Below are 22,817 nucleotides of genomic sequence, written 5' to 3'. Positions count from 1 at the left end.
TGTTAATACTGCTTAAAAAGTATAAATAAATTTATACTACTGGGAAAATGATTTAGTGATCGCTTGTTTTTTACTGGATCTGACGAAACCGCATAGCTCCCTGGCGAGAAGTTTAAGGCAGAAAAGTTTCTCCTTTTCCCATTTAAGTCAAGCGATCGCTAAAACGAATAAATTCCCGATTTCGGGAATCTTCGTTACGCTTGTTTACCACTGCGAGTTTTATTTAAACTTCCCCTCGATGGGGTAAACCCTACCCTCCTCCGGCATAAAATGCTTTTAGCGAAATAACGATTTCGTCCTTTGTTTAAATCGTTATTTCTTGCTATAACGAAGTCGTAGCTTGAACAAAGAACGAAAACACGATATAAATAAATCGCTCTAGGGCGAAAGGACGAAAGCACGATGACCGTATTAGTGGGTGTCATTTCCCAAAAAGGCGGCGTTTCAAAAAGCACTATTGCGCGACTGATTGCCCGTGAGTACGCTGCTGCTGGGTGGGATGTAAAGATTGCCGACCTAGATATCTCTCAAGGTACGAGTACCGATTGGAAACAACGCCGAGAAGTCAATGGTATCCAGCCGGAGATTGCAGTTGAACCATTCCGCACCGTAGCTCAAGCACTTAAACACGCCGATGTTTATGACCTTATGGTTATGGACGGCCCACCGCACTCAATGCAGGGAACATTGGAGATTGCCCGTGCAAGTGATTTAGTAGTCCTACCCACTGGTTTATCACTGGATGATCTCAAACCATCGGTACTATTAGCGCATGAGTTGGTAAACGCCAAAATCCCTACGGATAAAATTATTTTTGTTTTATGCCGAGTCGGCGATCGGGAGAATGAGATCGAAGAAGCCCGATCATATATTCGTAAGGCTGGTTATGAAACAGTAGAAGGCTCAATCCCCGAAAAGACAGCTTACCGACAGGCTTCTGATAACGGTCGCGCTCTTTCGGAAGTTAGCTTTCCTAGCTTGAAGCAACGTGCAGAACAAGTGGCCCAAGGAATTATTGATCTGTTGAGTGAGCAAGAGGAATGATATGTCAACCAAAACACCACAACCACCTCGCAAATCAAATAAAGGTGAACCCCCTAGCATTAAGGAAACAAAAGATAACTTGGAGAAGCCCGATCCAGGTGAAATTTCCAACCTGAATTTTAAAGTACCTGCCGAGTTTAAAAAGGATTTTAAGATTGCGGCGGCTACTTACGGTTGTACCCAAGTCGAGCTACTACAACGTATTTTTAAATACTGGACAGATAATCATGGCTAGTAAAGATTCGTTATTTAGCGAAAGGACGAAAAGACGATTTCTTTCTTTAGCGATTTCGTTAACAAGTCTGGTGAGTATAAGAAGCGTTACTGAAAGAGCAGCAGTTGCTTGGGAATGCCAAGCCAGATGTGGTGATCCAAAATTTCATAGCTTGGATGCTTTCTATTGATAACTATTTATCTTTCTGCTTCTCAGATGATAAAGCTTTAGATTGTTGCTCCCCGCTTGGTTTTAATGTTTCTGCATTATCTTCTATTACAGAGGTATCAATAAATTTTAACTTGAATTTAGAAAGGTCATTTCTTACAGGAGAAAGAATGCCAATTTTATCAAGAAAGATGTAGAAACCCAAACTAATTAGTAAAATAATTAATATCCAGTTTCTGGATGTTAAATCGCTCAGTTGATTATTACTATTTTCCAGTTCTTTTGAAAGTTCTTTAATTCTCTCTTCATCTTTATTCAACTGTCCTATCTTCTTACCTATTTCAATAGACCTGTCGAATATTTCAGACTTTGCATTGTCAGCCCTCTCTTGATCTTGCTTGATCTGCCCTTCCCTAGTAGCGACCCTGTTCTCCCTTTCGTCAATTGCCTTCTCGCGTTCCGACAGAACTATATCTCCCTCCTTCCTCGATTTTAATGCTGCATAGTTTTCCTTGCATTTGCTATTCTCATTGACAGCGTTATCAAGCTTTCTTCTGAGAGATTCATTTTCTTGCTTAGTCTTAGTGTAAAGCTCTTTAATAATAGAGGGATCTCCTATATCTGTTTTATAATCTGGAACATTACCACAACTTGATAGTAGAAGAGAAGTTGCAATTATCAGTACAACTATCCAGACTTTCCTTTTTACAGCAGAAAGAATTGACAGCAAAGCTGGCTTTTGTTCTTTTAGTGCCATCTCAATGACTTCCTTGAATTTATTAATCAACACCAAACACCTTCATCCCTTCGTTCGCCAAATGGTTGATTACTTTTACAGCAATACAGCCATATTTAGGTTCATTGAAGGGGCGAGAGGTGTCATTATATAAGGATGCCCAAGCTTCCTCGTTGATCTCGGTGTCATCGCCCCCAAAATGGGAAAATTGTACGCTTGGATCTTGGCTTAACCCTATTAAAAGGAATATCGGCGCTCGCTGCCAATGCGTCAAGTGCTAATCTGAACGCTCACTGTTGATACTCTCATAAATACTGGATAGTAATTTTTCAAACACAACTGCTTTAAATTCTTCACTATTCATCACTTGCATGAAGATTTTTTCGTTACCGTCCATGCGTTCGATAAATAGATTTTCAAGATGCTTTTCTAGAACCGGGGCAAAGTTTTCTTTTGTATTGACTTGAGCCGCTTGTTTGATGGAGTCATTAGCGATCGCCGTTTCAGTGATTTGCTCGAAAAAGAGTTGGTCGGCTGCGGTGAAGTTAGTACTAAAACGTTCGTTAAGGGAGTCAATCAGCTGGGATAAGGGGACTTCTTTATCTGGCTGGCGAGTTCCGACTGCGGTAGCACCTCGTAATGGTTCTGCTTTACCTTCGGTTAAATCAATTTTCCCTTCACTGATTTTTTCCAGGCGATAAAATTTTATTTCTATATCCCCAGATAAATCAATTTTTGGAGCTTGGGGACTACGGGGTAGTTTCTTTAGTAGGAAACGTCCATAGGCATAAAGCTTTTCGAGTTCTGAATCTTGGTAAGGGATAATCTGGGCAAGGAATAGGTAGAGATTGCGGAAGCTGGTAAGTTGGCTTTTAAATTGTTCTTTAGCTGGGTCTTGGAGGGCTTTATAATTTTCAATAATTGGGTCTAGTAATGTATTTAATTTTTTGTGTTCGTTTCCGGTGAGGGAGGTTTTTGGGCGAAACCAAATTTCACACCACTGGTTTACATCGTCTTGATTAAAAAGTTGCCGTTCATAAAGCTGGTAAGACAGATCATTTAATTGTTGCGGATCTGCGGTTTCTCCAACGGGCGTTTCTTCGTAGTAGGGTTTAAAGGCTTTGTAGATGTCTTCGGGTTTATTGACAAAATCTAAAACGAAAGTATCTTCTTTGCCTGTGGTGGTACGGTTGAGGCGGGATAGGGTCTGGACGGCTTGAACTCCATCCAGTCGTTTATCAACAAACATGGTATGGAGCAATGGTTGGTCAAATCCGGTTTGAAATTTGTTGGCGACAAGCAGCACTTGATAGGCATCGCTGGCAAATTTATCAGGAATTTCTGAAGTTTTGATGCCGCCATTCATGTTGACTTCAGTAAATGTTTCTCCGGGGAACTCATCAAGGGTAATAGAACCAGAAAAGGCAACGAGGGATTTAATATCGCTATAACCTTTTTCTTTAATGTATTTATCGAAGGCGAGTTTGTATTTAATGGCGTGTTCACGGGAACGGGTGACAACCATTGCTTTGGCTCTACCCCCAATTTTATGAAGGGTATGATTACGGAAATGTTCAATGATGACTTCTACTTTTTGGGCGATGTTGTGGGGATGGAGTTCAACGAATCGGGCGATCTGCTTGGCTGCTTGGCGACGGGGTAAGTCAGGGTTATCTTCGGAGGTGCGGACGAGTTCGTAATAGCGTTCGTAGCAGGTATAATTTGCCAAAACGTCTTTAATATAGCCTTCTTCAATGGCTTGGCGCATAGTGTAGAGATGGAAGGGGACTTCGCCGTTATCTCCGGGTTCATCGAATACGAGTTGGGTTTTGTACTTGGGGGTAGCGGTAAAGGCGAAATAGCTGAGGTTTGGTTGTTTGGTGCGGCTGATTTGTTCTTTTAGTAGTTTTTGTTTGGCTTCATCACTGAGATCATCTTCCTCAAGATCATCTTCCAGGAGTTGAGCGGCGATCGCAGATTCGATACCATCTTTATTTAGGATTTTGCGGAGTTCTGTGGCGGTTTCTCCGGTTTGGGAGCCGTGGGCTTCATCAACGATGACGGCAAAGCGTTTATCTTTGGTGGTAATGTCTATGGTTTTACCTTTTTTAGCTAAAGTCTCGATGGCTTTAGTAATGAAGGGGAATTTCTGGACGGTGGAAATGATGATGGGTACACCGTCGCTAAGGGCTGTAACCAGTTGTTGGGTATTTTCGTCAATTTTCTGGACAACTCCGGCTTTATGATCAAACTGATATATAGTGTTTTGCAGTTGTTGATCCAGTACGGTGCGGTCTGTGATGACGACAACGGTATGAAAGATTTTTTCGTCTTGGTTGTCATGAAGGTTAGCTAGGCGATGGGCTAACCAAGCAATAGAGTTTGATTTTCCAGATCCTGCCGAATGCTGAATCAGATAATTATGTCCGGCCTTGTGTTGTTTGGTGTGGGCAATGAGTTTACTGACGACATCGAGTTGATGGTAGCGGGGGAAAATCAGGGTTTCTTTTTTCTGGTAATTAACGCCAGTGGCAGTGGGAATTTTGGTTTCTTTGGTTTCGATGTGGAGAAAACGCGCCAAGATGTCCAAAAGGCTATCTTTTTGTAAGACTTCTAGCCAAAAGTAACTGGTGCGATATTCTTCATTGTCTCCCACTGGGTTGCCTGCACCGTGATTATTACCTTTGTTGAAGGGTAGGAAATGGGTACTTTCTCCAGCCAGTTTGGTGGTCATCCAAACTTCTTCCGTGTCTACGGCGAAATGGACTAAGCACCGTTGTTTAAATGCAAATAGCGGGTCTTTGGGGTCTCTCTCGGTTCTGTATTGGTAAATGGCGTTTTGGTAGGTTTGCTCGGTAAGGGGGTTTTTGAGTTCGATAGTAGCGATGGGTAGGCCGTTGAGACTGAGGAGAATATCGGGAATACGTCCAGTTTTGATGGTGACTTGGCGGGTGATGGTGAGGCGATTTTTTTCGTAGAGTGCCAAGGTTTCGGGGTTCATGCCTGTGTTCGGCTGGAAGTAGGCGACTCGGAGGGTTTTACCATAGCATTTGAAGCCATTGCGGAGGACATCGAGCATTCCTCGGCTTTTAAGTTCTTTGGTGAGACTATCTATAATGATTTTCTGGGCATCGCTGTTGTTGGCTAGGCGTTGCCATTGTGTGGGCTGGGTGCTTTGGATGAAGTTGATGATTTCCGTGGGGAAAAGGGCGGTTTCCGCTTCGTAGTCGTCTGCGTTGCCTTGGTGGTAGCCACTGAGTTGGAGGATTTCTCGTTCGATGATGTCCTCAAATTTCTCTTCCGTGTGCATGAGATGTGCAGTATAAACATAATTAAGTATAAAGGTGAATTAATCAAGGTCAAGAAAGTCTCTGGCAGTAATAATCTGGTTTTGATATTCGGCTAGGATTTTGAGTGATAAAAGGTCTTGATCTCCTGTAATTAAAAATTCTGCGTTGGAATCTTTAGCAAGTTCTAAAAATTTGTTGTCGTCTGGATCTCTACAGGTGTTTATTTGAGATTTGATTTCTATAAATTGACTGTATTTTTTTACTACTTCCAAAAAATCTTGTCGGTCTTCATCTGAGATATATTTATCGAACTTACGTTTGTAGATTCGTGTGTTTAATTCTTGATAAGTTTCATCGCTTTGAGCAATTTTAAATTCTTTATAGGCTTTATCTAGGGCTTTACGGGCTGTTCCATCAGGACTTAGGGCAGCGCTAAGTAAAACATTTGTGTCAATGACAATTAGTTTATGACTCATCGGCGAGTAATTCTTCTAGAGTTTCTTCGGTTAGTCCTTTGGCTTGAGCATTTCTGCCGATTCTGTCAAAAACACTAAGTAAATCTTCATCTTTATTATTTGGAGAGTTTTTCTTTATTTCTTGAATGAGTTGTTCTTGTTCTTGTGCTGGAAGTTGTAGGACAAGATTAAGAATTTGCTCGAAGGTTAGAGGGAGTTGATAGGTTTTTTGAGTCATGGTCGCTTTTGGGCTTAGGAGATAGGGACTTGGCGTACATCTATTTTACCTGTGACGGCGTTGGTGATGAGGGCGGTGCGATATTCTTTTAATCGTTCGATTGCTTCTTTAATTTTGTCTTTTTGTTGGTCAATTTGGGTTATTTTTTGGTCTAAATACGTAATGATTTTTGCCTGTTCTGCAATTGGTGGAATGGGAACGAAAAAATTTGCAAGAGATCCTAAATAAATTCCTGGCTGTGCAGAAAAGCCAGTATTTAGCCATAAAAGCTTTTGAAAATCTGGACTTTTTATGAAGTAAAAAAGAAATTTATGAACACATACCCCTGCTTTTGATCTCAAAACAGCAAGACTGCGTTGTATTGTGAATCTTGGCATTTTTTTAACTATTGCTACTTTACCAAGAGTTGCCCCAACAATTGCAAGAAGTATATCATTTTCTAAAACTTGAAATGATTTATTTAGTTCTTGAAAATCTTTTTCTGAAATTAAACTATCATCTTCTAGGTTGACAAAGCAATTATTGATAATATTGCGGACACTGAGTAAAGGAATGCCATTATCAACGCGGGGTGGAGGTAAATGAGTTCCATCTCTCAGAAGCGAACAAATATATTTAAGTTTTACAGGTTTCCAATGCTTAGGAATTTCGCCTAACCACTCAACCCCAGAATCTCTCATCGGGACGTTTGGATCTAGTCCTTTGGTGACAGCGTGACTGATGAGGGCGGTGCGTTTTTCGTCGAGTTTTTCAATGAGGGCTTCTTTCTTGGCAATGAGGTCATCTATTTGTTTGGTTTTATAGTCGAGAAAGCGGGCGATCGTCTTTTGTTCATCCAGAGGGGGAATTGCAATAATTGTTTTAGCTAAGTGAGATGGCCCAAAATTTGGTTGGCAAGAACCAGTCATTAATAAACTTAACTGTTCTCGTAAACAAAAAGATTGCAAAGTCCATTTTAAAAAAACTCTATCTGCACATGAGGTTTCATGCTCATTAATTCTAATGGTGCTTGTATTTAGTACTACTATTTCATCGGAATTATATTCCGCAACTTTCCCCCATGAATTACCAGAACTAGATAAGAGTAAATCATTATTTTTTACTGTAAAGTGTTTGTAGTTTTTCTCATAATCTTCTTGCTCAATGAATTTTTGATAACTCGAAAAATCAATTCCTTTCTCTGTGATGTTTGTTACGCAAATAACTCTAATTCCATTATCTGCAAATTGCCAATTACGAAGTCCCGGGCCTTCTTGGAAAAAAGCAGCCCTGATAAATTTTTGGATGTTCCAATGCTCAGGAATCTCCCCTAACCACTCAACACCAGAATCTTTATATTTTTCATAACCCTGATACTTACCCATTACACTACCTCCCCTAACATCGCTATAATGTCCGACTCCAAGGACTTAATATCATTCTCAATCTCATCCAGAGGGCGAGGCGGCTGATACATATAGAAATGACGATTTAACGGAATCTCATACCCCACCTTAGTTTTAGAAAAATCAATCCAAGCATCTGCTACATAGGGTAAAACCTCCGCCTCAAAATACTTCTCACAATGCCCCTTTACTAAATTAATCAACTCATCTGCGCTTGCATCCTTGTCATATCCCAACGGTAACGGCAATGTAATATCATCCGGTAAAGGTACAATTTCCGTATCTCGCAAATTACTATCCGGTTCAGGATTCCCCTTCTTATCCCGACAGATTTCCGCCTCTGGATCAGCCTCACCCAACGCTGCTAAAATCGCCTTGATCATCGGCTCTTTCAACTTTAACCCTGCATTCTTTAACACCCGTTCCAAATCCCGCATAAATTCAGCACGGGACATATACAGGCGATTATTATCCAGACACCGCAAAGCATCGAGAATTTGATTTTGAAGACTTTCACCCATCTCCATTTCTAACTGTTTCACTTTTTCATCCTTACGCTTCTTACTCGTTGCCAAATCCTGAAACGCCTTTTGCTCTGACAACCGAGCCACCCGCTCCTCACTTGCCTGAAAATTTAACCTTAACGGTCGCTCCACTGTAATTTTGAGAAATCCAAACTCCCGATTATCAAAAATCTTTGAGCAAATCTGCTTTTCTATCTGCCCGTCTGATTTCACCTCACTTAAACCATTCTGCTCAAAATCCCCATACAGCCGCACCAGTTCCGCAATATGCTCCGGTGATAACTCATTACGTTTATTACCGAGACTCTTCTTCATTTTCAGAAAATGGTGTGTCCCATCAACAAGCTGAACTTTTCCCTGACGATGCGCTGCTTTCTTATTCGTCACCAACCAAATATAAGTAAAAATTCCCGTGTTATAAAACATTTGGTCAGGTAGAGCAATCACCGCATCAAGCCAGTCATTTTCAATAATCCAACGGCGAATATTACTTTCACCACTACCCGCATCCCCGGTAAACAAAGGCGAACCATTAAACACAATAGCAATCCTAGAACCATCACCTCCTGACTCTGGGGAAGCGTGCATTTTCGATATCATGTGTTGCAGAAACAACAGCGAACCATCATTAATTCGAGGTACACCAGCCCCAAAACGTCCCTTAAATCCTAAATTGTCATACTCATCTTTAATAAAATCCTCTTCTGGTTTCCATTCCACACCAAAAGGTGGATTAGCAAACATATAGTGAAACTGTTTATCAGGATGACCGTCGCGGGGTAAAAAATTATTACTTTTGCTTTTTGCGTTCTTTATCCCTAAAGTGTCGCCATAGACAAGATTGTTAATCGGTTCATCTTTAATCAGTAAATCAGAACAGCAAATCGCATAGGATTCAGGATTATACTCTTGCCCAAATAAGCCTAAGTTTGCTTCAGGATTTTGCTTTTTAATGTATTCCTCCGACACTGAGAGCATTCCCCCTGTGCCTGCTGTGGGGTCATACACTGTCCGGTAAATCCCTTGTTTAAAAATATCCTGCTCCTCACAGAAAACCAGATTCACCATGAGTCGAATTACTTCGCGGGGTGTAAAGTGATCTCCCGCCTCTTCGTTCGCCTGCTCGTTAAACTTTCTCACCAGTTCCTCGAACAGATAGCCCATTCGCAGATTAGAGAGTTTCGCCGGAGATAAATCAACTTCAGGACTATTAATCGCCTTCATGACTTCAAAAAGACGGTTAGCTTCATCTAACTTTTGGATTTCATTATCAAACTCAAATTTCTCAAAAATATCCCGTGCCAGAGGCGAAAACTTATTGATATAATCTCTGAGATTATCTGCCAGCCCATCAGAATCTTCTAATAATTTCTGAAACGTAAATTCACTAAGGTTATACAACGACTGTTGCCGATCACCCCCAATTGCAACTTTAGAGATCGCTTTCTCAAAAGCATCCCCATCTAAGCCCATCGCCTCATATTTCGCCTTCGCCTCAAGGACAGCTTTCTTAGTCGGTTCTAAGACAGCATCCAAACGACGCAACACAATCAGAGGCAACATCACCCGGCGGTACTGGGGTGGACGGTAAGGGCCTCGGAGTTTGTCGGCAATGCTCCAGATAAAACCGACTAACTCTTGATTATTAGAATTTTCTATATTATTTGTCACCATAGGAATTTTAAGTAATAAAATTAGATTTATTTATTTGGCAATCTCTGCAAAGAGTATCCAGTTTACCCCGTTCCAAGCTCATTTGTAGGTAACTCGGATCTAATCGCTCAATCACATCTCTTCACTGAGCTTATAAGTTACCTTTTTTAGCTGAACTGTAGTTTTTACAGGTTTTATTTCACGAAGTTGACGAGGCATTAGAGTTAATTCTTAGGACGAACAGAAAACGCAGATATTGAAATATCACAAATCACCCCAATCAAAATTCATAAAACGTTGAGCATTCAGCTTGGTATATTTTTCAGTATGTTTAATATCCCGATGCCCTAAAAAATCTTGAATTTCCCTAGTGTTATAGCCCCGATTCACTAAAAAATAGCCGCAAGCATGACGCATCATGTGGCAGTGAACCTTGATATCCAGCCCTGCCTCTACCGCCACTCGCCCAATCAGTTTTCGCACCGCATCGGTCTTCATCACCTCACCCCGCTCTGAAACGAAAATATATTTACTCTCAGGGAATTGTTCTCGGAGTTTCTTGAGATGTACCAGTTCATCTTCTCTTAAAGGATGCACCCCAGAATCACTGCCCTTTTCCCTAGTGATAAAAATCTGACCTTCCCCCCACATCACCGCATCCCAACGCAACCCACATTTCTCTCCCACTGCCTCCCCCACCCTCAACCCGTGGCGAAACATCATCAGCATCAGCAGAAAATCCCTCTCTCCATACCGACTGGGACGAGATAGTGCCGCATTCAGCAGCGATCGCACTTCACTTGGTGTAAGGTATTCTCTAGACCTGTAATGCTTATTTGGTTTACGTTTTGGCGGCGTGGTCTTCATTTGTCTCTGGGCTACTGTCCCGTTTGTGCGGTGAAATATGGACACTTCCCATTCTCCCAAACCCTTGTACTTTCGTGAACATCCACCCCGAAAGTAACCTCAGTTAAGTATTACTTATCTTTAAAGTGCCAAAAAATCCCAAGTTCACCCCCATTGATAAGTTTGGCAAATATCTATCCTTTCTATACAAGGCTTGGGGCCACTCCAAGTAGTGCCAACTTGATTGCTGATTTTTAGCACTACCTTTGGTTAGAGTCAGAAATATGGATATGCAGATTTTGTCGTCATGCAAGGATAATTGGCTTATTCATCCTCTGAATTGCGTAGCAAGTTTAAGCGGTTTTTTGCAGCAGTAGTTAAAATCTTGCTTTGAGGTGTGGGTAATTCAATATCGCCTCAGCAGATATCGCAAGTATGGCAAAGATTATATGAACGCATTGCAACTTCTTGATGACCACTTAATAAAGATTGGTAGCAAGCTTTATCCTAAATCTAGAATTGATAGGATTTATGAAAAGCTTAATACTCCAAAGTCAGATATCTTTTATGAAGGGAATAGGGTTAAAAGTTATATAGATTCGGATGGAGAGGTAACAGTAGCTACTCGCTATCCAGATATTAGTGATAAATTTTCTGTTGGTAAACCTGGAGACAGTGGTTATAGTTCTAGTTTGCCTCCTCCTTATAAAGAGATGGGACAAATGTTTAAAGAATTTAAGAAATTCACAGCAGAAAACCCAGGCTTATATTATTCTCGCCCTGTATCTTATGAAGGTTTTAGGATATCCAGGAAAATGGGCTTTAAAGGAGATATCTCAGAAGGAAAACTTTTCCGGGACACAAGACGTTTTCAGAATATGCCAGCTATTAATGAACTGGTAGGGTATAAAGATATGGAGACGCAACGCATCCCTTTGCAAGAATTCCAAGTAATTGCTAACGCCAGAAACACTCCCGGCTATTCAACAGGTGGATATGAGCGTGTTAGTCCAACAAGAAAATATACTAGCGATGATTACGAAATAATTCGTAATGGCGGTTATTTTGATCCATACGGAAACCTTATTACTCGTGATGGAAATTATGCTAATCCTGGTGGATATTTTATCGGTTCTGATGGAGAAACTTATTTGCCAAGTAGACCATCTCAACCAGCCTATAACTTGTACAGTAGTTCCGAAGACGAATTACCCTTTTAGCTTTCACTAATTAATTTTCTAATCAAGTTTGACTAAAAACTGCCATAGGTGCGGTGAAATGTTCTGGTGGGTATTGCAGGGATGAATGTAAAACAGAACAGTGCAAAAAGTAAAAAGAGTTCATCACCTGGGCAGTTGAGTTTACCTTGGAATCCGTGCCAGGTATTGGAAAACCCCGAAGTACAAGAGATTGCTGAGAAGTTTATTCGTGCAAATTCTCTGTTAACCATGTTTTAGGAATTATTGTTGCACACAGCCCCTACTATTTGCTAGGATGCTTACAACTCCTTGGCAGGAGTTACAACACAGGTAACAGTTAAACAAAACAGGTAGCCAGACCGCCGGTCGCGTTGGTTAGGTTGCCCGCCCCGTACCAGACATCCTAGAGTCTACCTTTGAGCAACAATTAGTGTATCACATACAGAGTCAGCAGAGTCAGGTCAGTGTACTCACAACAGTGCGACTGAACTCTCCCTCCCTGAACTCTTAGTGTGATGTACTCACAACAGACATCCTAGAAACGACAAACACAAAGTAGCACAGAGTCGTTAGTCACTGAGAAAGTGGGGCTATCAAACTTTTGACTACTGCTCTTGAAGTGTTCGTCATTAACAACTGAACCAAAGGAAGGTGCCTTTGGGTTAGTCAATCGCTGTAAATTAGGAATTTCCAAGCAATCTTTTTGCTTGATTATTAAAAACCTATTTAGTGCGAAGGCTAACTTTGCCAAAAAATTTCCAATTAAGGATTTTTATGGCTGGAGTTGTAATGAACGAATGCTAAATTGAGCAGTAAACAGTTAAATAGTTGTTCAAACGCAATCGTGCATAATAGACTCCATTCAAAGGCAAGCTTCCTAACCAAATTAGTTAGGAGTTTGCAAAAATGTTCTGTACGATTGTCAATCAAAAGATAAAGTCAAATTCAAAATTCAAAAAGCCCCGGCACTATCAAAGTGGTGTCGAGGGCTTTCTTTGTAGGTATGGTTGGGAGGCTTCGCAATGCCGTGGGCCTCCTAGTTCCTATTACAAATAGGCACTTCTACACACTTCTAAATGAAAAGCTGCCTGAAAGACCAAGCAGCAACAAATAATGAATTCTATCCTATTCTACTCGCATGACATTCATCAAAGAAATTGCCATTCAAGTCGATGCGAATCTTCAAACGCTTTTTGACCTTCAGTTTAACCAGAACTCTGAGTTCAAAGCTGAGTATGAGCATTTTGAAAGATTACTCAATGTTGATGACCGTTATTTAAATGGTCTCAGCGTTGGAGATATCAGACATTACCGATTTAAGAATGGTAATGCCATCGTTTATTGCTTATTGGCTGAAACATTCAACAAAGGCATGAAAAATTATGTCATTGAGATTCAGCAGTATGTCACAAAAGACGTTCTTGAAGCTTTAATAAGCAAAGACGTTTTTGAAGCTCCAAAACAACTCCAAGAGGAACAAGGACTATTTAAAAAGTGTTGGCGTATTCTCCAAGGTGGGGTTGAGCGTGCTGCCAGTTTTGATTTCTACATACAGATTGCTATAGCAATTGGCATTGTATCAATTCTGTTTGTATCGAAGATTGTTTCAAGTGATGTGCCAAAGATAAATAATCCGTCTGTATCTGAACACCAAGCACCGAAGTTGCCAAAGGACAAATAAATTGAGTGATAGCTAAGTTTTAAGGAGCATTCAATGCTCCTTTTTTTTTCCTCATGCTGCCCAATCTCTATACAATAATTCTGTAGCAGCACCGTCGGGCTTTTCCACCCACCGTGCTGGGCTAAATTCCCGAAATCGGGAAAACGTAATGAGAAAAAAGCCCAGAAATTCCCCCTCTCTTAATCCTTTACGTCACGAACCCAAACCAATGCCCGTTTTTTAGTCTAAGTTAGATTTAGATACGTTGATCAATAAAAACTGAACGCCCTCGGACTACACCTTGTCCGTTTGGTTTTTATTGAAGTGCTTTCAGCCGCGCTAACAGTTCAGTTAATTAGCGTACAGCCACTATATTCTCGCCCTCTTGCGATAAACCAGTCTAAGAATTTGGGGAAAGTTTCAAAATTAACTACGTCTTCCACATTGAATTCATAAAGCACCCCAAAACGCGAAAAATATATCCCTAAACGCTTTAACTCAACAGTATCCTCTCCCTGCTTTTGATCGATGGCGGTCAAAGTATAGTAACCCATCAACTGAAAAAAATCTCTGAGTTCCAGCTTAAGTTCTTTAACAGTTTTAAAGTCAACCAGCAAATCATCAATAATTAAATCGCCGTCGGCTCCACGAACTAAAAGGGCTGCTTCCTCCCAACTAGGATTCAGAATTATTTTTCCCGAAGACTTAAAAAGTCCAGGCTTTATTAATGGGACTAAATTTCGCAAATCCTGAATATCTTGCTCATTAATTGTTGACCACGCATCATGAATATAGCCGGCCCGCATAAGTGCATCTAGCCTTCCTAGCAAAAGGGCTGATTGGAGCAATTTATTTGTGAATTGTCCATTGGTCAAGAATTCTTGGTAATTGTTACGGGCTTGGTCGATAACATTTTTTGCTTGGTTAAACAAATCGGTTTGACCCCTACGGTTGAAGTGATACAAGGCAGACTCAGCAATCCATCCTGATTCCTCAGCGTGAGGATTTTGATACTTGATATAGAACCGCAGCAAATAATCCAAGGCAGTTCCGACCAGACGAACATCACTACCATTCGGTGCAGCAGCCAATATTTCTTGTTTTAGATCCAGTTTTGGCTTAGGGAATTCTGCTTTAAATCTAGCCCGAACATCTGGTAGTCCAATAAAGTCACTAAGGCTCATAAATCAAATACTGTTTTTAATGAATCAATTAGAATCTTGAGAAAATCAAAACCAGCCTAATTAAATGTGTTGTCAAAAGATATGATCAATTATCATTGACTTTGACAACAAAATAAATTATGTTTTCGCCTTTAAAAATCATCAGGGCAGAGCAGAATTTGTAGGAATTCGGGGATATATTCATACTGGTCTAAAATAAGATCCGCGATTGTTAAATACCACTTGTGATAGAGTTGGGGGTCTTGATGGCTAAATCCCTGACTGAACCAACAATTGCAGGTACGAATATCAACATGACAGATTTCTGCAACTAACTCACGGTTTACATCCCATTTTGATGTGAATTCTTGGTGATTCATTAGAGGTTCAGCGGAAATGAATGCTCTTAATCTTGCTAATTGCTGGGGCGTTAAAGGTTTAGGATTACTCATGAATCCGCACCCAACAGTTCAGTCGTTGTTCTGAACATTCTTTTGATTATGGCTTTAATCATGGTTTTGGTAACAGATAAGTTTTAATGGCGTAAGCCATGCTTCATTACCGCAGAATCACTGTCCTGTGGGTAGGGGGATTTTATTAAACAGATGTGCTGTTTGGTTAGTCGTCAAAACTCAGTGGTTTATTGTTGAAGTGCTGGTAATTTGTCTAAGGATGAAATCAATCGCGCAAGGTCGTCAAGATTATTTGCTAGCTCATCTTGAAAAATGTGATTGCACTTTTATTCAATCCTGAAAATCTAATGGCTGTATTAGCTTCACTCAACAATACAAGCAAGCAAGTCCAGGAACAAAAGAGAGGAACTAGGAACTAGGAACGCCACAAGCCTTGTTCCTGGGTTGTTCCTGGACTATCCACCACCAACTGCAACCCTGTTCCTCGTTCCTCGTTATGCAGTGGTAATATAGCCATTTTCGTTATCTCCGTCGATTAATTTAAGTGTTATCAACTCACTAATTCCCGCTTTTACAGTAGAGGTAACTGGTGCTTCTTCTCCCCACTTCCGAGATTTTCTAATTGCATCAAACTTCACCGGAGGATTACCAGACTTGACAATTTCCAGGATTGTAGACGCAATTATAGATAGGTTGAGAGTGTTAATCCTCTCGGCTGAAGGAAGTGCTAGAAAACGCTCAAGTTGCTGCCTTGTATGGTCTTGCTGAATAGAAGTTTTCTGCTCTACATTTATGCTGTTCTGGGTAGTATCTACAACCTCTAAACACCGCTCTCTGTAAGTTTGATATTCGGCATAAATAGAATTAGGTACTACACCCAGCATCCAATTGTTATTGTTCGCCAAAACCAACGGTTCAGTTCCAGAGTCTAGCTCATCAAGTAAAATCTTGAGTTCTGATCGCTTTGCGGCATTACTAATTAAGTGGGCATTGCTTAGTGCAAGCTCAATAAATTCCCGCTTGTTATTTTTGGCTAAAAATATAATGTCCCCAACGCTCCGAGAATCCCTGCTACCACAGAATGGTAATGCATCTAGGTTTGGTGAGTGGGAACTTACCCAGAGACACAGATTATATTCACGTCCTACCAACCAAGCCTCATTTAGAGTTGCCTGTAAATGCCCTGCTAATGACACTAAACCCAACTCTTTCTTATCTGATATAGCGTAGCTACTGGGGTCAATCCAGACGTTCTTAAGGGCATTCTCAAACAACAAATTCATTGTCAAAAAGTCATCAAGGAACACACGACTTATTTTTCCTCCTTTCATTCCACAGTCGATAAACTTGATGATTGCCAATGCCGCAGCTACGGGGCTGTCTTTCACCGCGATCGCATGAGTAGCGAATCTCTTAAAAAAGGCGATATCACTCTGTTTGACCACCACAGCAAGAGATTGGAATTTATCACCATATTTGATTCTGAGTCTCCCCCATGCTGTACCTAGAAACGTTGTCTTTCCTGCACCTGGAGAGGCAATAATCACACATCCACCCAAGGTTTTATTATCAGCAGTTAATACCAGTGCATCAAGAATATTTAATGCCGTTTGGTGATGGTTCGGTGCTGAGGAGAGAGTGGGGTTTAATGCCGTAGGGATGGCACTTTCTGAGGTATTGCTTGCTTGAAGTAAAGTTGGTTGAGAGTGAATACTTGTTTGGTCAAAAGAGATTATTTTCTGGGACTGAGCAAGAAGCTCATTGCGAGATATCCCCATCCGTTCAGCCGAGTAATCACTAGCCACTGCTAAGGCATTCTTGCCATCATTTCTAACCAATTGTCCTTTATGATTGATATTCCCTTTTGACGCATCCCATAGGCTCTCAAGGAATAGTTCTAACCCAGACAAATGCCATAGAATAGCCCAGTTTTTAGGAGTGCTGGAGTTAAGAGCTAATCTATATCTTTTCAGTTTCTGCACAACTTCAGAAACTTTATGATTTCTCAGGTAGCTCCCACTAATTACTACTGCCGCACTGCTGGCCGCAGAAGTAGCTACGAGTAACCCTAAAATAGGATTTAATAAGGTAGCTCCGGTCAGCGCGAGGCATCCTGAGAACCCACTAAAGATTGATGCCCAATGCAGAAAGTTTGACTGATTTTCGCTATTGCACTCCAATTCTTCTAGCTCTCGTGTGAATTGCTGAATTATTTTAATTTTTGATTGCAGCGTATCAGAATCTTGCTGCTCGATGTGGGCAAAGAACAAGGCTTTTAATGGGTCACGCGAGAAGAATTTAGTTACTAACATGGGAATTGGTAATTTAATTTAATGAAATCCCACCTAGCGTATTTTGGATGGGATTATTCCTTTCATTAATTAGGTAAAACTTACATGGTCTTTTTCCGGCTCCTCGTCACCCATCTTGTCAGAAACCTGACCTAAGACAGAGATTGTGCTGCTGACTAAATGTAAACATTGCTCAGGTAGTAATAAACTAATTCCAGCCATCGCTACAACATAAAAATCCAATCCTGCGGCAAGGAATGCGTAGGAAAGAACTAATCCAGTTTCGACCGCATAGCTTATCAACCGAGTTGACTTTAAGACTCCGTGATCGACAGTCAGCCAGTTATCTAGCTTCTCTTCTGGATTATCAAATTTCTCGCGGCTCTCAACATCAATTCCTAGCACCAGGTATGCCTTTGCAATATCCCATCTAAGCTTCCAGAGTTCGGGGGATAACTGATAAATATTTATTCCTAATCCCAGTAAAATACCACAGGCACCTGTAGTAATATTCCATAGCCCAGATATGCCAAATAACTTGCCTAACCAGACTCCGATCGCAAACCATTGTGCTGTTGCCACGGCGCACACTGCCACAAACGCTATGATGGCTACGATACAAGGTGAAATCGGATTGGCTAACAGCTTTATCATCAGCGAGAATGCAAAGGTAATTAACCTCATTGAGTTCTCCGCTATCAACCAAATTAGCTTTAATATTTCCCTGAGAAACCCAAAAACTTTTGCTATTATTTTTTGAATGGAGACAGCGAAATTCTTCTTGGGTTCACCGCTTTTTTGTTGACGACTTTTCATTTAAATCTTTGTCCTGTTTGAGAATTGATAGTTGATTATTCAGTTCAGTTTTTGAGTAAATCTGAGAAACTATTAATCGCCCTTCGGCATAAGCCACTTGTAAGATTTGTCCAGTTTTCTCGCTCTTAATACAGGAAGTGGGTAGCTTTCCAGTTAGAGAACCTGGAGTATTTACTTCATCACCCAGCTTGAAAGGTTTAGAATTCTTGGATGTCCAACACGTATCGGATTTAAAATGCTGGGCTACTAGGTTTAACCCTTTCGCCCTTTCAGTTATCGCACTATCTGAATTAATTCTTTTTGAGATAACAGCAGTGGTTACTACGGTGAGAGATAACGCATTAATCCCAATTGCTGCCCATATTATTGGGTTGATGTGGAACTTCATCGCTGATATTTAAGTTGGTTAATCAAAGCTTCCGCCAGCCCTAGATGTTCCTCTAATGTGGTCGAATCTCGAATATCTGGGGTAATACTAGAAGCTAGAGCTATTGCTTGTGCTGTAGATTCAAGTCCGTGCGCTGCTGTCTCAGCTTGTAGGAGATTTTGGACTACACTTTGCAGAATTAGGATTTTCTCTGTCCTACCCAGTTTCTCAAACCTACTTCCATACATAGATTGAAGCTCGTCTAAATAGGAGCCATCCCCAGGCATTGTTGATGTAAAATAACCGATTGGTTTTGACATGAATCTCCTGTAAAATATTGCTTCCTTTACTCAGATTTAAGGCGTATTCAGACGAGCAAGGATTTCAGCTTTAATAGAGTTTAATGTTTCTTGCTCATCACACTTTGCGGCGAGAGATACATACCACAGTGGGGCGATTGCAGTGATTGGTCGCCGGTGCGATCGCTTCATCATCAGTTCTCACAAAAATCTTGAAAGCCAGTTGCGATAAACCCAGTGATAGCAACGAAAAATGCAACTCTTTGATTGACTATCATGCTGCTCCTTTGAAACTGCTGGCCATTGCGCTAAGTGCTAATTTATTCGGCTGTGTAGATTGGACTTGCACTGTTTCTACTTTGGGTGATGCTTGCACATTGCTGTGCTGGAAAATCAGCTTCTCTACACCTGCTGATAATGCTTGTGTAGCCACGTCTTGAGGTAAATCAAACATTTGACATAATTCCCGAACCGCTAAATAGGAGATGGTTATACGCCGGGATTCGTAGTTCATTTATTTACGCTCCAATTGAAATTTCAGTTAATAGCTTCAGACCGAGTGCATTGATAAACTGGGGGTTTTTCAAGATCACAAAGCCTAAATCGGTTAGGTTCTGATCCACTACTGGCAAGTCAACACCCCCACCCCAGGCGACAAGGTATTTAGCGCGGTCTAGATAATTGCCAGCAGTCACAAAGTTGGCGAATTTCTCAATCCTGTTTGACCACCACTGATCAAGGCATTGGCTGTACTCTGCCTCGAACTTTTTACCAGTCAAGTGGTTGCCTCCATAAGTGAAAGTCCCTTCTATAATGCCCTGGTTCACCAAGCTGGGCGAGTGCTTCACATCCTTGGATAGCAAGCTCACTCGGTCGTTTCGCTTGTCTAGTGCCTCTGCAATCATCGAATGCAGTTCACCGGCTCCACCTTCAATCAGGTGACGGTCTATAACTGCACCACTGCCATTAAAGACAGTTACCAACCAAGTGGATGAACCGATATCGAGTGCGATCGCTAATTCTGACGGGTCTAGTACTAGGGATGCTTCACCAAATAAGCAGTGTGCAATGCTTCCAAATCCTTCGGGATAAATGCCTGTAACCGCGATGTCAACTGTCTTGGTGACAATGGAACGAGTAACAGGGTGTAGATGCTCAAAAGTGTGAGTGCCTGACACTCTGCGTTTAATCTCTTGTCCCCAGCGTTCTGGGTTGTGATTGCTCAAACTAATAGAAAGCTTGACAAGAGAAGGAATATTCAAAACTGCTAAGTCTGCAAGAATGCTTTCTAGTGCCAGTTCTGCTTTTTTGGCTTTATCCTCGTGTAGCAGGGTGTGGTCAGTTTGTGCGATCGCTGCACTGCCCCAGAAAAATTCAACGTCTTTTAAATCAAGCCGCGACCCTTCTACATAACGCACCCATGCCCCATCTTTTGAGATGGTTTCGTGGTGGGTGGTATTTCGGTTGCGAAGAAGTGAGTATGCAGATGGCATCATGATAGAAAAATTATCATAGATTGCCTTCCCATACCCCGCACCTGCGTCTTTTCCGGCGATGTAGTCAGTTAGCCCAGATTTGGAAATTAAGTCAGCCTGAAGCAACCAATTTGTGGCATTGGCAGTTGTGGTAGTCATAGTTAATAATTCTTTGAAAATCTTGATTTCTCTGGACTGGACTTGCTTTTTAGGCAAATCACCATCAATCCAGATATCCAGGCATGGGTAAGCAAAGCGTCACTTTCTGGCTTCTATTGCCTTTGTTTAGTGGCGTTTTTTGGTTATAGTGCTATCATACCTCTATGCCGCTATAACGGCAATATACTAAAACCTACTTTCTTCTTTAACGGTATACCGCTATAGCGTCTGACTATAAATAATGTCAATCTATAGAGATAAAGAGCTAAAGAAGGAATAGACTATTGTCTATAAACGACGAAGTAAAAAATGTTAAATTATCGATTTATTTACCAGAGGAAACAAGGGCGCGGTTTAAATCAGCTTGTGCTTTACACAGAAAGAGTATGAACGAAATCCTTGTTGACTTTATCGATGATTTTTTAAAACAAAATGAACCCCCTGTCAAAACTAAAGACAAGGGAGCGAAGTGATTGATAAATAAGATGCGATCACCGAACAAACTAAGCTAGAGAAGGAGGCTAGAACATGACAGAATCCCATATTGAAGATATTTATAGTCGTCTCAACACCCTCACCCAGAAAGTAAACAGCCTTGAGTTGCTTACGGGGACAATAGGCACAAGCCAAGCAGCGATCGCCCAAATCTACAGCAGTTTAGACCCCTTGCTGTGCCTTTATTCCAGACTTTGAAATATATCTGCAAGGTAATTTTTTAATTAAAAAACCCCGTATTCTGGTACGTTTAGTTTCACAAGTGTAAAACCAATATAAAACCCGGTCATGCTGTCTCACCAGCCACCGGGAGTATCGCTAGAAAGGAGCGACACAATTGAAATTTAATATAACATCTACAAGTGTATCATTTGCCAACTCAAACGATACACCCTGCCTTTGTCTTTGGACTAGCGACTTAAGCGCGGTCGTATCCCTTGCTAATCGTTTCACTGTTATTGATTTATTTAACATTCCCAAAAATCTACAACAGGGGATGCATATTATTCTGGTGGATAAGGATACGTCAGAAACAGCCGTCAGGCAAGGAATTTATCAAATACTGGCATCTGGTAATAATCCAGAAATTTACGAGACTCAATTACCGATCACGAGTTTTGTAACAGACAAGGCTTTATCGTCAGGCGAATTAGCTGGTCAGATTGTAGAATTTTGTCAGCCTTGGGAATGCTGGTTAAAAAAGCGGTCGCAAGAGAAACTAAGTCTCCAAGATGCGGTGCAGATAGCCAAGGTCGTAATGAGATACGAGTCTGGCTCCCAGCTAAATACCCAGCTTGGTATGCTCAGGGTGCGGTGCGGTGAAAATTCCTATGACTGGAATAATATCGTCTGGCAATTAAAAAAGGAACAATTATTACCAGTAGAAAAATCTGATTCAGTAGAAAATGCTATTGGCAGCACTGACACTAGCTTATTGGCAGTGACACCACTGACAGTTGAAAACTATGAAGGTAAAGAGATTAAGACTATTGGCACTGCTGTCAGTGGTATTCTGTCCTCTAATTTAAGCGATATCCAAGAGAGTTTTAGATTAGACACACTTTGTACTGAATTAGGGATTAGTCCAAAACTATTTGAGAAAATCGTTGCTAGAGAACGGGTGAGGCTGGATGAAGTTTCGCCAGAAGATGAGATGCGATTAAAAGCGCTCATGGACTGGGATAAGACTGAAATTGATTGGGAGGCTATTTTACCCGCACCATTAGCCCGTGATTTAATCCACGATGGCGATATGTTAAATGTTGATCCAGTTGTAATCTGGCAACCGTTAATGGCTAGTGTCGCGTCGCTAGGAGGATCTAAAATTAATCTTTCTATGGGTTCTCGCAAAATCCCATCTGTGCTTTGGTCAGCCGTTGTTTTGGAATCAGGTGGCGGTAAATCTCGTGCAGATAGTCTAGTTGTCGGGCCATTGCGGAAAATGCAAGCTGAGGCAATGATTCGCTACGAGGAGGAGTACAAAAAATATCAGCAGGAACTTAAGGCATGGGAAAAGGAGCATGACGAAGAAGAGGAAATGCCAGTCCCACCGATCTTAAGAAAGCTGATGTTTGAAGTAGCGACTATCCAAGCTGTTTTGAAGCGCTCGGCTGAAAATAAAGGGCATGGGGCACTCTGGGCTAGAGATGAATTAGCAGGGCTATTTAATTCTTTGGGGCAATTCTCCAAGGGCGAGGATGAGAGTATGCAAATCTTACTCAAGCTCTGGGATGGTGCAGGGATTTCTGTTGACCGAGTATCCCTGGCGGATAGCTACTTCGCGGAGAGTACAGCAATTTCTGTTACTGGCGGAATCCAGCCGGGGGTTTTTCGTAAATTATTCAGTGATGCCGATGATAGTAATGGAACACAAGCTCGGATACTTTTTGCAGTTCCTAAAGCCAGAAGGCAGCGCTATGTAGAGGGG

The 22,817-nt window shown here is 41.3% G+C and carries 24 protein-coding genes; 7 read left to right on the top strand and 17 right to left on the bottom strand.

Annotation, left to right across the window (positions count from 1 at the left end; translation table 11 throughout):
* Window positions 1–402 precede the first annotated feature (402 nt).
* Window positions 403–1,044, top strand: coding sequence for a ParA family protein (locus H6G86_RS34495; RefSeq protein WP_190938126.1), 642 nt, complete (start codon window positions 403–405; stop codon window positions 1,042–1,044).
* Between the two features lies 1 nt (window position 1,045).
* Entirely contained in the window at window positions 1,046–1,279 is a 234-nt protein-coding gene (locus H6G86_RS34490; RefSeq protein ID WP_190938127.1) for a hypothetical protein, read from the top strand.
* Between the two features lie 172 nt (window positions 1,280–1,451).
* Here H6G86_RS34490 and H6G86_RS34485 read toward each other — a convergent pair whose 3' ends face one another.
* The 8 genes from H6G86_RS34485 to H6G86_RS34450 form a co-directional block, all read right to left on the bottom strand.
* On the bottom strand, window positions 1,452–2,183 hold the full coding sequence (locus H6G86_RS34485; protein ID WP_190938125.1) for a hypothetical protein: 732 nt from the start codon (window positions 2,181–2,183) through the stop codon (window positions 1,452–1,454).
* Between the two features lie 22 nt (window positions 2,184–2,205).
* Window positions 2,206–2,436 carry a hypothetical protein gene (locus H6G86_RS34480; RefSeq protein WP_190938124.1) on the bottom strand — a complete coding sequence of 77 codons (231 nt, stop codon included), beginning with the start codon at window positions 2,434–2,436 and terminating at the stop codon, window positions 2,206–2,208.
* Window positions 2,437–2,439: 3 nt separating this feature from the next.
* Window positions 2,440–5,472 carry a type I restriction endonuclease subunit R gene (locus H6G86_RS34475; RefSeq protein ID WP_190938123.1) on the bottom strand — a complete coding sequence of 1,011 codons (3,033 nt, stop codon included), beginning with the start codon at window positions 5,470–5,472 and terminating at the stop codon, window positions 2,440–2,442.
* A gap of 39 nt (window positions 5,473–5,511) precedes the next feature.
* Window positions 5,512–5,928: a putative toxin-antitoxin system toxin component, PIN family gene (locus H6G86_RS34470; protein WP_190938122.1), complete on the bottom strand. Its 417-nt coding sequence runs from the start codon at window positions 5,926–5,928 to the stop codon at window positions 5,512–5,514.
* A complete protein-coding gene (locus H6G86_RS34465) occupies window positions 5,918–6,145 on the bottom strand; it encodes a hypothetical protein (RefSeq protein WP_190938121.1) in 228 nt (75 codons plus the stop codon). The genes H6G86_RS34470 and H6G86_RS34465 overlap by 11 nt, the downstream gene beginning before the upstream one ends.
* A gap of 14 nt (window positions 6,146–6,159) precedes the next feature.
* Window positions 6,160–7,509 carry a restriction endonuclease subunit S gene (locus H6G86_RS34460; protein ID WP_190938120.1) on the bottom strand — a complete coding sequence of 450 codons (1,350 nt, stop codon included), beginning with the start codon at window positions 7,507–7,509 and terminating at the stop codon, window positions 6,160–6,162.
* Window positions 7,509–9,728 (bottom strand): type I restriction-modification system subunit M, encoded by a 2,220-nt coding sequence (locus H6G86_RS34455; RefSeq protein ID WP_190938119.1) that lies wholly within the window; start codon window positions 9,726–9,728, stop codon window positions 7,509–7,511. The genes H6G86_RS34460 and H6G86_RS34455 overlap by 1 nt, the downstream gene beginning before the upstream one ends.
* Window positions 9,729–9,971: 243 nt before the next feature.
* Window positions 9,972–10,574: a tyrosine-type recombinase/integrase gene (locus tag H6G86_RS34450; protein ID WP_190938118.1), complete on the bottom strand. Its 603-nt coding sequence runs from the start codon at window positions 10,572–10,574 to the stop codon at window positions 9,972–9,974.
* Window positions 10,575–11,002: 428 nt separating this feature from the next.
* Between H6G86_RS34450 and H6G86_RS34445 the strand changes: the two genes are divergently transcribed.
* Both H6G86_RS34445 and H6G86_RS34440 read left to right on the top strand, forming a co-directional pair.
* Window positions 11,003–11,773, top strand: a complete 771-nt coding sequence (locus H6G86_RS34445; protein ID WP_190938117.1) for a hypothetical protein — start codon at window positions 11,003–11,005, stop codon at window positions 11,771–11,773.
* A 1,117-nt stretch (window positions 11,774–12,890) separates the two neighbouring features.
* On the top strand, window positions 12,891–13,433 hold the full coding sequence (locus H6G86_RS34440; protein ID WP_190938116.1) for a hypothetical protein: 543 nt from the start codon (window positions 12,891–12,893) through the stop codon (window positions 13,431–13,433).
* Window positions 13,434–13,759: 326 nt separating this feature from the next.
* Here H6G86_RS34440 and H6G86_RS34435 read toward each other — a convergent pair whose 3' ends face one another.
* The 9 genes from H6G86_RS34435 to H6G86_RS34395 form a co-directional block, all read right to left on the bottom strand.
* Window positions 13,760–14,596, bottom strand: coding sequence for a hypothetical protein (locus H6G86_RS34435; RefSeq protein ID WP_190938115.1), 837 nt, complete (start codon window positions 14,594–14,596; stop codon window positions 13,760–13,762).
* Window positions 14,597–14,727: 131 nt separating this feature from the next.
* Window positions 14,728–15,027 carry a helix-turn-helix domain-containing protein gene (locus tag H6G86_RS34430; RefSeq protein WP_190938114.1) on the bottom strand — a complete coding sequence of 100 codons (300 nt, stop codon included), beginning with the start codon at window positions 15,025–15,027 and terminating at the stop codon, window positions 14,728–14,730.
* Between the two features lie 455 nt (window positions 15,028–15,482).
* Window positions 15,483–17,300, bottom strand: a complete 1,818-nt coding sequence (locus tag H6G86_RS34425) for a hypothetical protein (protein ID WP_190938113.1) — start codon at window positions 17,298–17,300, stop codon at window positions 15,483–15,485.
* A gap of 69 nt (window positions 17,301–17,369) precedes the next feature.
* Window positions 17,370–18,095: a hypothetical protein gene (locus tag H6G86_RS34420; protein WP_190938112.1), complete on the bottom strand. Its 726-nt coding sequence runs from the start codon at window positions 18,093–18,095 to the stop codon at window positions 17,370–17,372.
* Window positions 18,067–18,483, bottom strand: coding sequence for a hypothetical protein (locus tag H6G86_RS34415; RefSeq protein ID WP_190938111.1), 417 nt, complete (start codon window positions 18,481–18,483; stop codon window positions 18,067–18,069). The genes H6G86_RS34420 and H6G86_RS34415 overlap by 29 nt, the downstream gene beginning before the upstream one ends.
* Window positions 18,480–18,782, bottom strand: coding sequence for a hypothetical protein (locus tag H6G86_RS34410; RefSeq protein ID WP_190938110.1), 303 nt, complete (start codon window positions 18,780–18,782; stop codon window positions 18,480–18,482). Before H6G86_RS34410 ends, H6G86_RS34415 begins: the two co-directional genes overlap by 4 nt.
* A 97-nt stretch (window positions 18,783–18,879) precedes the next feature.
* A complete protein-coding gene (locus tag H6G86_RS34405; protein WP_190938109.1) occupies window positions 18,880–19,020 on the bottom strand; it encodes a hypothetical protein in 141 nt (46 codons plus the stop codon).
* Window positions 19,021–19,035: 15 nt separating this feature from the next.
* On the bottom strand, window positions 19,036–19,275 hold the full coding sequence (locus tag H6G86_RS34400) for a hypothetical protein (RefSeq protein WP_190938108.1): 240 nt from the start codon (window positions 19,273–19,275) through the stop codon (window positions 19,036–19,038).
* Window positions 19,276–19,279: 4 nt separating this feature from the next.
* Complete coding sequence (locus tag H6G86_RS34395) at window positions 19,280–20,395, bottom strand: ParM/StbA family protein (protein ID WP_190938107.1); 1,116 nt, start codon at window positions 20,393–20,395, stop codon at window positions 19,280–19,282.
* A 284-nt stretch (window positions 20,396–20,679) separates the two neighbouring features.
* Here H6G86_RS34395 and H6G86_RS34390 point away from each other — a divergent pair, with 284 nt between their 5' ends.
* From H6G86_RS34390 to H6G86_RS34380, 3 genes are all read left to right on the top strand, one after another.
* On the top strand, window positions 20,680–20,868 hold the full coding sequence (locus H6G86_RS34390) for a plasmid partition protein ParG (protein ID WP_190938106.1): 189 nt from the start codon (window positions 20,680–20,682) through the stop codon (window positions 20,866–20,868).
* Window positions 20,869–20,923: 55 nt separating this feature from the next.
* A complete protein-coding gene (locus H6G86_RS34385; RefSeq protein WP_190938105.1) occupies window positions 20,924–21,088 on the top strand; it encodes a hypothetical protein in 165 nt (54 codons plus the stop codon).
* Window positions 21,089–21,227: 139 nt separating this feature from the next.
* On the top strand, window positions 21,228–22,817 hold a 1,590-nt coding region (locus tag H6G86_RS34380), incomplete at its 3' end, for a DUF3987 domain-containing protein (protein WP_190938104.1).

The organism is Nostoc sp. FACHB-133 (genome assembly GCF_014698055.1).
GTDB lineage: Bacteria > Cyanobacteriota > Cyanobacteriia > Cyanobacteriales > Nostocaceae > Nostoc.
Note: the sequence above shows the minus strand (reverse complement) of the source record. Positions and strands in the feature narration are given on the sequence as shown.

Bases quoted from the DNA above. Each gene is read 5' to 3' on its own strand.
- H6G86_RS34495 (WP_190938126.1), top strand. From the start codon at position 403: ATGACCGTATTAGTGGGTGTCATTTCCCAAAAAGGCGGCGTTTCAAAA.
- H6G86_RS34490 (WP_190938127.1), top strand. From the start codon at position 1,046: ATGTCAACCAAAACACCACAACCACCTCGCAAATCAAATAAAGGTGAA.
- H6G86_RS34485 (WP_190938125.1), bottom strand. From the start codon at position 2,183: ATGGCACTAAAAGAACAAAAGCCAGCTTTGCTGTCAATTCTTTCTGCT.
- H6G86_RS34475 (WP_190938123.1), bottom strand. From the start codon at position 5,472: ATGCACACGGAAGAGAAATTTGAGGACATCATCGAACGAGAAATCCTC.
- H6G86_RS34470 (WP_190938122.1), bottom strand. From the start codon at position 5,928: ATGAGTCATAAACTAATTGTCATTGACACAAATGTTTTACTTAGCGCT.
- H6G86_RS34465 (WP_190938121.1), bottom strand. From the start codon at position 6,145: ATGACTCAAAAAACCTATCAACTCCCTCTAACCTTCGAGCAAATTCTT.
- H6G86_RS34460 (WP_190938120.1), bottom strand. From the start codon at position 7,509: ATGGGTAAGTATCAGGGTTATGAAAAATATAAAGATTCTGGTGTTGAG.
- H6G86_RS34455 (WP_190938119.1), bottom strand. From the start codon at position 9,728: ATGGTGACAAATAATATAGAAAATTCTAATAATCAAGAGTTAGTCGGT.
- H6G86_RS34450 (WP_190938118.1), bottom strand. From the start codon at position 10,574: ATGAAGACCACGCCGCCAAAACGTAAACCAAATAAGCATTACAGGTCT.
- H6G86_RS34445 (WP_190938117.1), top strand. From the start codon at position 11,003: ATGAACGCATTGCAACTTCTTGATGACCACTTAATAAAGATTGGTAGC.
- H6G86_RS34440 (WP_190938116.1), top strand. From the start codon at position 12,891: ATGACATTCATCAAAGAAATTGCCATTCAAGTCGATGCGAATCTTCAA.
- H6G86_RS34435 (WP_190938115.1), bottom strand. From the start codon at position 14,596: ATGAGCCTTAGTGACTTTATTGGACTACCAGATGTTCGGGCTAGATTT.
- H6G86_RS34430 (WP_190938114.1), bottom strand. From the start codon at position 15,027: ATGAGTAATCCTAAACCTTTAACGCCCCAGCAATTAGCAAGATTAAGA.
- H6G86_RS34425 (WP_190938113.1), bottom strand. From the start codon at position 17,300: ATGTTAGTAACTAAATTCTTCTCGCGTGACCCATTAAAAGCCTTGTTC.
- H6G86_RS34420 (WP_190938112.1), bottom strand. From the start codon at position 18,095: ATGAAAAGTCGTCAACAAAAAAGCGGTGAACCCAAGAAGAATTTCGCT.
- H6G86_RS34415 (WP_190938111.1), bottom strand. From the start codon at position 18,483: ATGAAGTTCCACATCAACCCAATAATATGGGCAGCAATTGGGATTAAT.
- H6G86_RS34410 (WP_190938110.1), bottom strand. From the start codon at position 18,782: ATGTCAAAACCAATCGGTTATTTTACATCAACAATGCCTGGGGATGGC.
- H6G86_RS34400 (WP_190938108.1), bottom strand. From the start codon at position 19,275: ATGAACTACGAATCCCGGCGTATAACCATCTCCTATTTAGCGGTTCGG.
- H6G86_RS34395 (WP_190938107.1), bottom strand. From the start codon at position 20,395: ATGACTACCACAACTGCCAATGCCACAAATTGGTTGCTTCAGGCTGAC.
- H6G86_RS34385 (WP_190938105.1), top strand. From the start codon at position 20,924: ATGACAGAATCCCATATTGAAGATATTTATAGTCGTCTCAACACCCTC.